At 70.5% G+C, this 11202-nt stretch carries 11 protein-coding genes; 7 read left to right on the top strand and 4 right to left on the bottom strand.

Annotation, left to right across the window (positions count from 1 at the left end):
- Window positions 1-32: 32 nt before the first annotated feature.
- Both ACFXGJ_RS22075 and ACFXGJ_RS22070 read right to left on the bottom strand, forming a co-directional pair.
- Window positions 33-1607: a glycerol-3-phosphate dehydrogenase/oxidase gene (locus ACFXGJ_RS22075; protein WP_378624832.1), complete on the bottom strand. Its 1575-nt coding sequence runs from the start codon at window positions 1605-1607 to the stop codon at window positions 33-35.
- Entirely contained in the window at window positions 1549-2172 is a 624-nt protein-coding gene (locus ACFXGJ_RS22070) for a TetR/AcrR family transcriptional regulator (RefSeq protein WP_378624829.1), read from the bottom strand. Before ACFXGJ_RS22070 ends, ACFXGJ_RS22075 begins: the two co-directional genes overlap by 59 nt.
- 86 nt (window positions 2173-2258) lie before the next feature.
- On the opposite strand from ACFXGJ_RS22070, the gene ACFXGJ_RS22065 reads away from it, so the two are divergent.
- Both ACFXGJ_RS22065 and ACFXGJ_RS22060 read left to right on the top strand, forming a co-directional pair.
- Window positions 2259-3839, top strand: a complete 1581-nt coding sequence (locus ACFXGJ_RS22065; protein ID WP_378624839.1) for an FAD-binding oxidoreductase — start codon at window positions 2259-2261, stop codon at window positions 3837-3839.
- Window positions 3836-4750 (top strand): diacylglycerol kinase, encoded by a 915-nt coding sequence (locus ACFXGJ_RS22060; RefSeq protein WP_378624826.1) that lies wholly within the window; start codon window positions 3836-3838, stop codon window positions 4748-4750. The genes ACFXGJ_RS22065 and ACFXGJ_RS22060 overlap by 4 nt, the downstream gene beginning before the upstream one ends.
- 18 nt (window positions 4751-4768) lie before the next feature.
- Here ACFXGJ_RS22060 and ACFXGJ_RS22055 read toward each other — a convergent pair whose 3' ends face one another.
- Both ACFXGJ_RS22055 and ACFXGJ_RS22050 read right to left on the bottom strand, forming a co-directional pair.
- Window positions 4769-5476, bottom strand: a complete 708-nt coding sequence (locus ACFXGJ_RS22055; protein ID WP_378624835.1) for a PIG-L deacetylase family protein — start codon at window positions 5474-5476, stop codon at window positions 4769-4771.
- A gap of 59 nt (window positions 5477-5535) precedes the next feature.
- On the bottom strand, window positions 5536-5709 hold the full coding sequence (locus tag ACFXGJ_RS22050; protein ID WP_378624823.1) for a hypothetical protein: 174 nt from the start codon (window positions 5707-5709) through the stop codon (window positions 5536-5538).
- Between the two features lie 224 nt (window positions 5710-5933).
- Between ACFXGJ_RS22050 and ACFXGJ_RS22045 the strand changes: the two genes are divergently transcribed.
- From ACFXGJ_RS22045 to ACFXGJ_RS22025, 5 genes are all read left to right on the top strand, one after another.
- Window positions 5934-6560, top strand: a complete 627-nt coding sequence (locus ACFXGJ_RS22045; RefSeq protein ID WP_378624819.1) for a biotin transporter BioY — start codon at window positions 5934-5936, stop codon at window positions 6558-6560.
- Window positions 6561-6569: 9 nt separating this feature from the next.
- Window positions 6570-7250 (top strand): energy-coupling factor ABC transporter ATP-binding protein, encoded by a 681-nt coding sequence (locus ACFXGJ_RS22040; RefSeq protein WP_378624816.1) that lies wholly within the window; start codon window positions 6570-6572, stop codon window positions 7248-7250.
- Window positions 7247-7852, top strand: a complete 606-nt coding sequence (locus tag ACFXGJ_RS22035; RefSeq protein WP_378624813.1) for an energy-coupling factor transporter transmembrane component T family protein — start codon at window positions 7247-7249, stop codon at window positions 7850-7852. Before ACFXGJ_RS22040 ends, ACFXGJ_RS22035 begins: the two co-directional genes overlap by 4 nt.
- Window positions 7853-8355: 503 nt before the next feature.
- Window positions 8356-9345 carry a diiron oxygenase gene (locus tag ACFXGJ_RS22030; protein ID WP_378624810.1) on the top strand — a complete coding sequence of 330 codons (990 nt, stop codon included), beginning with the start codon at window positions 8356-8358 and terminating at the stop codon, window positions 9343-9345.
- A 30-nt stretch (window positions 9346-9375) separates the two neighbouring features.
- Window positions 9376-11172 carry an FAD-dependent oxidoreductase gene (locus ACFXGJ_RS22025; RefSeq protein WP_378624807.1) on the top strand — a complete coding sequence of 599 codons (1797 nt, stop codon included), beginning with the start codon at window positions 9376-9378 and terminating at the stop codon, window positions 11170-11172.
- Window positions 11173-11202: the final 30 nt, after the last annotated feature.

Genomic DNA, 11202 nt, shown 5'->3' with positions numbered 1-11202 from the left:
CAGGGGGCGTTCCGTGTGAGTCGGTACGGCCGTCAGCGGCCGCTCAACGCGGCTTCGGCTGCGGGCGTTGCCCGTTCACGGTCCGCGGGCACCAGTCCGATCCGGGTGCGGCGGTCCAGGAGATCGCCGACGTCGAGCGCACCCTCGTGACTGACCGCGAACGCGAACTCCGCCCCGGTGACGTCGATGCCCTCGGCGACCGGCTCCAGGTCGCCGCAGGCTGCCACCGCGGCAGACTCCGAGCCGTACCTGGCGACCAGCGACGCGGGCAGATCACGAGGCGCAGGCCCGGCACCGACCAGCGGGAGACGAGTGGTCGCGCACGGCCCGGCCGCCAGTCCCCCCGCCCGGACCGCCGCGTCGACGGCGTCCTGGGCCATCTTGCGGTAGGTGGTCAACTTGCCGCCCACCACGCTGATGACCCCGTTCGACGAGGTCAGCACGGCATGGTTCCGGGACAGGTCGGCAGTGTCGCCGTCCCCTGTGTCGAGCAACGGCCGCAGGCCCGAGTAGGTCGCGAGCACGTCGTCGTGGGTCAACGCGGTGCCGAGCGCGGTGTTGACGGTGTCGAGCAGGAAGTCGATCTCGAACTCCTCGGCCTGCGGTACGTCGGGGATCTCACCGTCGACCGCCTCGTCGGTCAGGCCCAGGTAGACCCGACCCAACTGCGCGGGCAGCGCGAAGACGAAACGGTTGGTCTCACCGGGGATCGGCACGGTGAGTGCGGCGGTCGGGTTGCCGAGCGCCGCGGCCGACAGCACCAGATGGGTGCCGCGGCTCGGCTTGAGCGCGATGTCGGGATCCACCTGGCCCGCCCACACGCCGGCCGCGTTGACGACGGTGCGGGCGCGCACCGTCATCTCCCCGCCGGTCAGTTCGTCACGCAACCGGGCCGAGCGGCCTGTCACGTCGTAGGCGCCGACCCGGGTCAGGATGCGGGCGCCGTTGGCGGCCGCGGTGCGCGCGATCGCCACGACCAGCCGGGCGTCGTCGATCAGTTGGCCGTCGTAGGCCAGCAGCGCGCCGCGCAGGCCGTCCCGTTCGACCGCGGGGGCGAGCGCGGCGGCCTCCCGCGCCCCGATTCGTCGCGACCGCGGCAGCACCCGCGACGGGGTTCGCGCGGTTGCCCGCAACACGTCGCCTGCCAGGAATCCCACTCGCACCAACGACTTCTCGAACAGCCCGACCGACGGCAGCAGCGGCACCAGCTGCGGCATCGCGCGCACCAGGTGCGGGGCGGTGCGGGTCATGAGGATGCCACGCTCGACGGCGCTCTCGCGGGCGATCCCGACATTCCCCGACGCCAGGTAGCGCAGTCCGCCGTGCGCGAGCTTCGAGCTCCACCGACTGGTGCCGAACGCCAGGTCGTGACGCTCGACGAGGGCGACCTTCAGCCCGCGGGTCGCGGCGTCGAGGGCGACCCCGACGCCGGTGATCCCGCCGCCGATCACCAGCACGTCGATCTCGGCGCCGTCGGCGAGCTCGGTCAGTTCCCTGCTGCGTCGGTCGGCGTTGAGTGCCGACGAAGTCTGCGTGTGCACGGGGCTCCTAGGTGTTTCGGGGATGGGGACTGAGATAGGCGTCGACCGCGTGCGCGAGCTCGGCATTCAGCGCCTCGGCGGACAGCAGCTCGGCGACCATCCCGGAGGACTGGACCGCGGACTGGGTCATCAGCAGCACCATGGTCGCGAGACCGACCGGATCGCCGTCTCGGATCGAGCCGTCGGTTTGCCCGATCTCGACGACCGGAGTGAGGGCGTCGATGATCGCGCGCTGGCTCGCGCCGAGCCGATCGACGATGTAGGTGATGAGCAGTTCGGGATCCGAACGCAGGATCTTGACGAACAGCGGGTGACTGCGCACCGTCTCCGCGGACTCCGCGACGCCGTGCACCAACTGCTCCCGCGCGAGTCCCGCGCCTGACATCTGCGGCAACGCCAGGCGAATCTCCCGGGTGAGCAGGTCCGCAACCACGGCCTGAGTGTCCGGCCAGCGCCGATACACCGTGGGCCTGCTGACCCCGGCGCGACGAGCGATCTCGGCGAGCGTGGTTCGCCGCAGGCCGAACTCGAGTACGCAGGCCCGGGCCGCGTCGAGGATCTGGTCGTCGACGGTGCGCGCCGCGGGCGGCGCATCGGCGTCGGGCGGCATTTGTGCGTTACGGATAGACATCGTGTGTAACACTGTAACGCATGACCGACTCAGCAGCGACGCGATCCGATGCACTCCTCGAACGCCCGGACGCCGCGGCGCCCACCATGGAATGGGACGCCTGGGGCGTCGGCGAGTTCCGCAAACAGCTCTCCCCGCAGGTGCTCACCCTGCTCAACGCGGCGCTCGGGGTCTCCGTCGAGCAGGCACCGCCGCCGGCCGAGTCCGGTGTCACACTGCGCCCGACCAACCTCACCGAGGAACACCGCTCCCAGATCGCGGCGGTCGTCGGCGCCGACCACGTGCGCACCGACGACGCGACCCGGCTCCGCCACGCGGGCGGCAAGAGCACACCGGACCTGTTGCGCCGCAAGGACACCGAGCCGCAGGACGCACCAGACGCGGTGGTCCTGCCCGGCTCGCACGACGACGTCCTCGCCCTGCTGCGCTGGTGCGCGGCCGAGTCGGTCGCGGTCGTCCCCTTCGGCGGCGGCACCAGTGTGGTCGGCGGCGTGGACCCCGAGCGCGGCGCCTTCGCCGAGGTGATCGCTCTCGACCTGCGGAGGCTCGACGCGTTGGTGAGCCTCGACCCGATCTCCGGCATCGCGGTGCTGCAGGCCGGCGTGACCGGCCCGCAGGCCGAGCAGCTGCTGGGCGCGCACGGCTTCTCCCTCGGCCACTTCCCGCAGAGCTTCCAGTTCGCGACCATCGGCGGTTTCGCCGCGACCCGTTCGTCCGGCCAGGCCTCGGCCGGGTACGGCCGCTTCGACGACATGGTGCACCGAGTCCGCGTCGCGACGCCCGCGGGCGACCTGGACCTCGGTCGCGCGCCCGCGTCGGCCGCCGGCCCCGACCTGCGCGAGCTGTTCGTCGGCTCCGAGGGCACCTTCGGGATCATCACCGAGGTCGCGGTCCGCGTCCATCCGGTCCCCGAGACCACCGTCTACCAGGGCTGGTCGTTCCCCGACTTCGAGTCCGGCGCCGCCGCGCTGCGCACGGTGATCCAGACCGGAGCCACCCCGACCGTCATGCGGCTGTCCGACGAGGCCGAGACCGGACTCAACCTCGCACTGGCGGGCGACATCGGCGGCGACAGCCCGACCGCCGGCTGCCTGGCGATCACCACCTTCGAGGGCACCGAGGCGCACGCGAGGGCCCGCCACGACGAGGCCTTCGCGCTGATCACGGCGGCGGGCGGCGCCGCGCTCGGCGAGCAGCCCGCCCGCAGCTGGGAGCACGGCCGGTTCGACGCCCCGTACCTGCGCGACGCCCTGCTCAACGCGGGCGCGATCGTGGAAACCCTGGAGACCGCCACCACGTGGTCGAACCTGTCGAACCTGCGCATCGCGGTCACCACCGCGCTCTCCGAATCGCTGACCGCGCAGGGCACCCCGGCGCTGGTCATGTGCCACATCTCGCACACCTACCCGACGGGCGCGTCGCTCTACTTCACCGTCGTGTGCGCGCAGACCGCGGATCCGCTGCCCCAGTGGGCGGCGGCGAAGAAAGCCGCGGGCGATGCGATCGTCTCCGTCGGCGCCACGATCACCCACCACCACGCAGTCGGCCGCGATCACCGGCCGTGGATGACGGACGAGGTCGGCGAACTGGGCGGACGCGTTCTGCAGGCCGTCAAGAACGCCGTTGACCCCACCGGAATCCTCAACCCTGGCAAGCTGATTCCGTGACGAGGTCTGTGACGGTCCTGACGAACCCGGCCGCCGGTAACGGCCACGCCCCCGAGGCGGCAGCCGCCGCGATCGCCCGACTGCGCGATCTCGGCGTCGAGGTCACCGAGATCGAGGGCGAATCCGCGGCCGAGGCGCTCGCGCTGGCCCGCAAGGCGGTCGCCGAGGGCACCGACGCGCTCGTCGCGGCCGGCGGCGACGGTCTGATCAGCATCGCCTGGCAGGCCCTGGCCCAGACCGGCATTCCGCTCGGCATCATCCCGGGCGGCACCGGCAACGACCACGCGCGGCTGTTCCACATCCCGGTCGACGACCCGTCCGCCGCCGCCGACGTAATCGCCCGGGGCACCGTCGAAACGATCGACCTCGGGCGCATCACCCAACCCGATTCCGGCGAGGATGGGTTCACCCGGTGGTTCGGCACCGTGCTGTCCAGCGGGTTCGACTCACTGGTCACCGACCGGGCGAATCGGCTCCGCTGGCCCCGCGGGCCAATGCGGTACAACGTCGCGATGATCGTGGAACTGGCGCAGTTGCGGCCGATCCCCTACCGGATCGTGCTCGACGACCAGCAGATCGAGTTGGACGCCGCGATGGTCACGGTCGGCAACGGCACCTCGTACGGCGGCGGCATGCTCATCACCCCGAACGCCGAGGTCACCGACGGGCTGCTGGACATCACCGTGATCACCGCGGGCAGTCGGTTGCGGCTGGTGCGGCTGTTCCCGACGGTGTACAAGGGCACCCACGTCGAACTGGACGAGGTACAGACCTTCCGATCCCGGCGCGTGCGGCTCGAGGCTCCGGACATCACCGCGTACGCCGACGGCGAGCGGACCGCCCCGCTGCCGATCGACATCGAGGCCGTCGTGGGCGCGGGCCGGGTGATCGTGGGAGCACCGATCAGCTGACGACCCCGCACGGGCACGTCAGAAGGTGAACAGCTCGAAGCCGACCGCGCGCTCCGCCGGGAAGCCGCCCTTCGGCCCGGTCGCGATCTCGATCTGTGTCGCGGCCTGCTCCGCCACCGGCACGTCACTGAGCGCGCGGAGGTACCGCGCATGTTCGGTCAGCGACGTGACCGCCACCCCGACCGTGGCGGTCACGTCGACCGCGTGGGTGTAGTCGACCATGACGGTGACCGCCGCCCACCGCACACCCGACCACGGCGGCTCCAGAAGGTCCGGGAAGATCCACTCGTTGGCGGCGTCCGAGATCGCATCGAGCGCGGACAGCCCGAGCACGCGGTGATCGGCACTGTTGAGGAACCCCGGCGCCCAGGTCTCACGGAAGTTGCTCGTCGCGACGAACTCGGGCCGGTGGCGACGAATCGCGCCGGCCAGCGAGCGACGCAGTCCGATGCCCGCCTCGAGGCGGCCGTCGGGGTGGCCGAGGAACTCGACCTCGCGGACGCCCATCCGCGCGGCCGAGCGACGTTCCTCCTCCTCGCGCAGCGGCCCGCTCTCGGCGGGTGGGATGCCCGCGATCCCTGCCTCACCGCTGGTCGCGAGCACGTAGCGGATGTCCTTGCCCTGCGCGGTCCAGCGGGCCACCGCGGCGGCGCAGCCGTACTCGATGTCGTCCGGGTGCGCGACGATCACGATGCCGCGCTGCCAGTCCTCGGGCACCGGCGCGATGTGTGTCGACTCCATGGAGGCAGCATGCCCCGAACCCGGCGGACGCGCCTCGCGACGCGTCAGACTCGGGTGACGTCGTTGCTGTCGCTGCCCGACATCGCCTTGAACAGCAGGTAGAGCCCGAACACCACCGCACTCACCGCGACGATCCAGAACAGTCCCTTGACCAGCACGCCGACCAGCGCCATCGCGACCCAGATCAGGGCCACCACTCCAATGATCTTCCAGAACACGTCCGTTCTCCATTCACTCCGGCGAACCAGCATCGGCGGTTCGATGTGTCCAACACTTGCACGCCGACGACCGGAAAGCACCAGCTCAGCGGCAAGATCAGGGAAAGATCAGGGTGATCCCCGAGAGAGGGGGCGGACGGACCCCCGGCCCGGCCCGGGGGCTCACCCACCGGCCTGACATAAGCTCGGTCGGTCCCCCGACGTTCAAGGAGCCGTGCCCCGCCGTGTCCACCCGTATTTCTGGCGCCCCGAAGTTCTCCGCGCGCGACCTCGCGCAGGTGGCTGTGTTCGCCGCGCTGATCATCGCCCTCGGTCTGCCTGGGACGATCAACATCGGCACCTCCGGTGTCCCGATCACCCTGCAAACCCTCGGCGTGATGCTCGCCGGAGCACTGCTCGGTCCCCGCAAGGGCGTGCTGTCGGTACTCACGGTGATCGCACTCGGCCTGGCCCTGCCCGTGCTCGCGGGCGGCCGGACGTCGTTGACCTCGCTGTCGAGCCCCACGGCCGGGTTCTTGATCGGCTGGATTCCCACCGTCGCGGTGATCGGCTGGCTGACGGTCAAGCTGCTGCCCCGCTACAACGTGATCGTCGGGACGCTGATCAACCTGATCGGCGGCATCGTCGTGCTGTACGCGTTCGGCATCGCCGGGATGATGGTGCGCGCCGACCTGACGTTCGCGAAGGCGCTGAGCCTGAACGTGACCTTCCTGCCCGGCGACGCGATCAAGGCGGTCGTCGCGGCCGCCGTCGCCGCCCAGGTGCACCGCGCCTATCCCGCGCTGCTCACCGGCGCGGCCGTGACACCGGCCCCGGCGCCGGCGCCGGCGCCGGCTCCCGACGCCGCCTGAGAAGACCGCATGAGCGAGATCCGTTTCGAGTCCGTCGCGCATCACTACGGCGAGCGCCGGGTGCTCGCCGGAATCGACCTGACCCTGACCGAGGCCCGGATCGGGATCGTCGGGGCGAACGGGAGCGGCAAGTCGACACTCGCGCGGATGGTCAACGGGCTGGTGACACCGAGTGCGGGCCGGGTCACGGTGGACGGCCTGGACACCGGCCGCGACGGCCGGAAGGTGCGCCGCAAGGTCGGGTTCGTCTTCACCGACCCCGACCACCAGATCATCATGCCGACCGTCGCCGAGGACATCGCATTCTCGCTGCGGCGCAGCGGACTCCCTGCCGCCGACCGGGACGCCAAGGTCGCGGCGGTGCTCGACACGTTCGGCCTCGCCGGTCATGCCGGTCACCCGACGCACCAGCTCTCCGGCGGGCAGAAGCAGCTGCTGGCGATCGCCGCGATCATGGTCACCGAGCCGGAAGTGATCGTCGCCGACGAGCCGACCACCCTGCTGGACCTGCGCAACACCCGGCTGGTCGCACGCACCCTGGCCGAGCTGCCACAGCAGGTGATCGCGGTGACCCACCAGCTCGAACTGCTCGCCGACTTCGACCGCGTGTTGGTGATCGACTCCGGCGGCGTGGTCGCGGACGGCCTGCCCGGCGAGGCGATCGGCTTCTACCGCCGGCTCGTCGGATGACCACGCTCGGGCTCTACCACCCGGGCCGCTCGGTCCTGCACCGCCTGCCCGCCGGGGCGAAGCTGGCCGGGCTGGTGGCAGCCCTGGTCTGCCTGGCCGTCGTGGTCCGCGAGCCCTGGCAGCTGGTTCCCGCCACCGCCGCGGTGCTGGCGGGCTACCTGATCGCCAGGATCCCGACGCGGCTGGCGCTGGCTCAGTTGCGCCCGGTGCTGTGGATGCTGCTGTTCATCGGCCTGTTCCAGACGATCTTCACCGGCTGGCAGCGCGCACTGGTGGTGTGCGGGGTGCTGCTGCTCTCGGTGGCGGTCGCGGCGCTGGTCACCCTGACGACTCGTGTACTGGACATGCTCGACGCGGTGCACCGCGGCCTGACGCCGCTGCGGCGATTCGGGGTCGACACCGACCGGGTCGGCCTGGTGATGGCGATGACCATCCGCTGCATTCCACTTCTCAGCGGGCTGGTCGCGAGTGTGACGGAGGCCCGCAAGGCGCGTGGCCTCGGCTTCTCGCTTCGCGCTCTCGCCGTCCCGGTGGTGATCGGGGCGCTGCGCACGGCCGATGCGATGGGTGAGGCCCTGGCGGCGCGCGGAGTGGACGACTAGACGCGGCATCAATGTTACCGCCTCGTTACCTCAGGTTACGGGCCGTGACCTAGCTGTTGCTTTCAGGTAATGCCTTGTGCCACAGGGCCATTAGGCGTTGGAACTGCGAATTTCCTCGGGTAGACATACATCAAGCGCCAACGAGGGCGTCACAGTGAAGCAACGCTTCCTCGACACAAGGAGTTCACATGGGTTCATCGGCAACGGAGCTCGGCCAGGTCGCAGCAGGCGCAACCCTGGTCGCGGCAGTCGTCGGCCTGGTCGGCGCGGGCGCCGGCGTGGCGGCGCTGTTCCTCTAGGGAGTTCTACGCTTCACCGCCCACCAGCAGTACCGAGAAGGCCCCGCGGCTCACCCCAGCCGCGGGGCCTTTTCCGTGCCGTGCCACGCAGTCGTCCCGCTTCGTAGATTTATCTGAAACTCGCCGTTACACTCACATGAATCGACATCCGATCGCCGTACTCGAACCTCGGCGCCCGGACGTAACTGCGACACGGGAGAAGCGATGACCCTCACCACCGGCACACCCACCGACACGGACCGGGCGCGCTACGAGGAATCCCTGACGATGCTCTCGGCGGCATCGGTGCACAAGCACTTCGACCCGTTCGAGGACATCGCCTGGGATGCCCCCGAGTTCGCAGTCACCCCGAACGACCCCCGATGGGTCCTGCAGAAGGAGAGCGATCCCCTCGGCAGCCATCCCTGGTATCAGGCGCTCCCGCAGGAGAAGCAGATCGAGATCGGCATGTGGCGCCAGGCCAACGTGGCCAAGGTCGGCCTGCAGTTCGAGAACATCCTGATCCGCGGCATGATGCAGTACGTCTTCTCGCTCGAGAACGGCTCGGCCGAGGCCCGGTACTGCACGCACGAGAGCATCGAGGAGTGCAACCACACCCTCATGTTCCAGGAGATGGTGAATCGAATCGGCAAGGACACCCCTGGCATGGGTCCGTTGATGCGGTTCGTCTCCCCCTTCCTGCCCCTGGCCGGGTCCACGCTGCCGGTGATCTTCTTCATGGGCGTGCTCGCGGGTGAGGAGCCGATCGACCACATCCAGAAGGCCGTGCTCCGCGAGAACGGTGTCATCCATCCGATCATGAAGGGCGTCATGGCGATTCACGTCGCCGAGGAGGCCCGGCACATCTCGTTCGCGCACCAGTTCCTGCGGCGCCGGGTCCCGGCGATGTCCAAGGTCGGCCGCTTCTTCGCCTCGCTGGCCATGCCCGTCATCATGCGGATCCTGTGCGACGTCATCGTGATCCCGCCGAAGCAGTTCTGGCGCGAGTTCGACATCCCGAAGCAGGTCAAGAAGGACCTGTTCTGGGCAACCCCGGAGGCCCGGGAGACCCTGCGCGACTACTTCGCCGACGTGCGCATGCTGGCCACCGACAGCGGGCTGATGAACCCGGCCTCCCGCCTCGTCTGGAAGGCCCTGAAGATCGACGGCGAGGTCTCTCGGTACCGCAGCGAACCCGCCCGCCGGGCGGCCTGACCGCACGTCCCCAGATCGGATTCCACCGCCATGCCCCACGTCGTCACCCAGTCCTGTTGCAGCGACGCGTCCTGCGTGTACGCCTGCCCGGTCAACTGCATTCACCCCACACCGGACGAGCCCGACTTCCTGACCGCCGAGATGCTGCACATCGACCCGGCCGCGTGCGTGGACTGTGGCGCCTGCGTCTCCGCGTGCCCGGTCGACGCGATCGTCCCGCACTCGAAGCTCGAGCAGTCGCAGCAGGTGTTCCTGTCGATCAATGCGGACTTCTACAAGGAAGCGCGCCCGCGGCCGACGCTCGCGCCGGTCATCGCCGCGGCTGCCGTCAGCCGCGATCGCGAGCCACTGCGGGTCGCGATCGTCGGCTCCGGCCCGGCTGCGATGTACGCCGCCGACGAGCTGCTCACCCAGCCCGGCGCGGCGGTCAACGTCTTCGACCGGCTGCCCGTGCCGCACGGCCTGGTTCGCGCCGGCGTCGCGCCCGACCACCAGAAGACCAAGCAGGTCGCGCGGCTCTACGACACCATGGCGGCACAGTCGGGCTTCGAGTACTACCTGGGGGTCGAGGTCGGCAAGCACGTCACGCACGACGACCTGCTCGCACACCACCACGCGGTGATCTACGCCGTCGGCGCCTCGTCCGACCGGAAGCTCGACGTGCCCGGCGCGGATCTGCCCGGAACGGCGTCCGCGACCGAGTTCGTCGCCTGGTACAACGGTCACCCCGACCACGCCCACCACGATTTCGACCTTTCCCACGAGCGGGCGGTGATCGTCGGCAACGGCAATGTCGCCCTCGACGTCGCGCGGATCCTCACCGCCGACCCGGACCGGCTCGCGGGCACCGACATCGCGCGACCGGCGCTGGAGGCGTTGCGGAGCAGCCGGATCCAGGAGGTCGTGCTCGTCGCCCGGCGAGGCGTCGCCCAGTCCGCGTTCACGGTCCCCGAGTTCGCCTCGCTACTGGCCACCGCGGACGCCGACGTGCTGGTCGACCCCGCCGAGCTGGCCCTCGACGCCGCGACCGCCCGACTTGCCGACGACGGCGCCCTTCCCCACGCGGTGGAGCAGAAGCTGAAATTGATCGACTCCCTCCGTACGCGCGCCACCGGGGTCCAGGTCGCTCCGCAGGCTCCACTCGGCGCCCGTCGGCGAATCACGTTGCGCTACCTGCAGTCCCCGACCCGGATTCTCGGCGGCCCACCTGGAACGACCCCCGAGCGGAGCCGCGGCACCGTCACCGGGGTGGAACTCGTCCGCAACTCGCTGACGGTCGGGGCGAACGGACAGGTGCGCGTCGAGCCGACCGAGGACCTGGAACTGCTCGACACCGGCCTGGTGCTCACCTCGATCGGCTACCGCGGGGTGCCGATCGACGGGGTGCCGTTCGACGAGAAGGCCGGCGTGTTCCCGAACGCGGACGGCCGGGTTCTCGACGGGGTCGGCGGAACCGTCCTGCCGGGCACCTACGCAACCGGATGGATCAAGCGTGGGCCGTCGGGGTTCATCGGCACCAACAAGTCCTGCGCGCAGCAGACGGTCCACGCGCTCGTGGAGGACTTCAACGCGGGCCGCCTGCGCGAACCGCGTTCGGCCGCACCGGCACTGGCGGCGCTGATCCGCTCTCGCCAGCCGGCCGTGATCGACCGGGCGGGCTGGCAGTCGATCGACCGCGCCGAGCGCGAGCGCGGCGCGGCGGGGGCCCGGGTGCGGGAGAAGATCATCGACCCGGCCGAGCTGGCGGAGATCGCCGCGGCGGCCCGGCGAGAAGCCGACGCGCGCCGGAAGGACTCGCGCACCCTGCTGCGGTCTCGCCGGCGCTGACCCGGGGCGGCAACGCGAAACGGCCTGTCG

The sequence above is a fragment of the Rhodococcus sp. NPDC059234 genome, assembly GCF_042754225.1.
Lineage (GTDB): Bacteria > Actinomycetota > Actinomycetes > Mycobacteriales > Mycobacteriaceae > Rhodococcus_G.
This window is presented reverse-complemented; position numbering and strand designations above follow the sequence as displayed.

Coding starts and splice junctions, on each gene's coding strand:
- ACFXGJ_RS22075 (WP_378624832.1), bottom strand. CDS start 1,607: ATGCCGAGCTCGCGCACGCGGTCGACGCCTATCTCAGTCCCCATCCCC.
- ACFXGJ_RS22040 (WP_378624816.1), top strand. CDS start 6,570: ATGAGCGAGATCCGTTTCGAGTCCGTCGCGCATCACTACGGCGAGCGC.
- ACFXGJ_RS22065 (WP_378624839.1), top strand. CDS start 2,259: ATGGAATGGGACGCCTGGGGCGTCGGCGAGTTCCGCAAACAGCTCTCC.
- ACFXGJ_RS22070 (WP_378624829.1), bottom strand. CDS start 2,172: ATGTCTATCCGTAACGCACAAATGCCGCCCGACGCCGATGCGCCGCCC.
- ACFXGJ_RS22035 (WP_378624813.1), top strand. CDS start 7,247: ATGACCACGCTCGGGCTCTACCACCCGGGCCGCTCGGTCCTGCACCGC.
- ACFXGJ_RS22030 (WP_378624810.1), top strand. CDS start 8,356: ATGACCCTCACCACCGGCACACCCACCGACACGGACCGGGCGCGCTAC.
- ACFXGJ_RS22025 (WP_378624807.1), top strand. CDS start 9,376: ATGCCCCACGTCGTCACCCAGTCCTGTTGCAGCGACGCGTCCTGCGTG.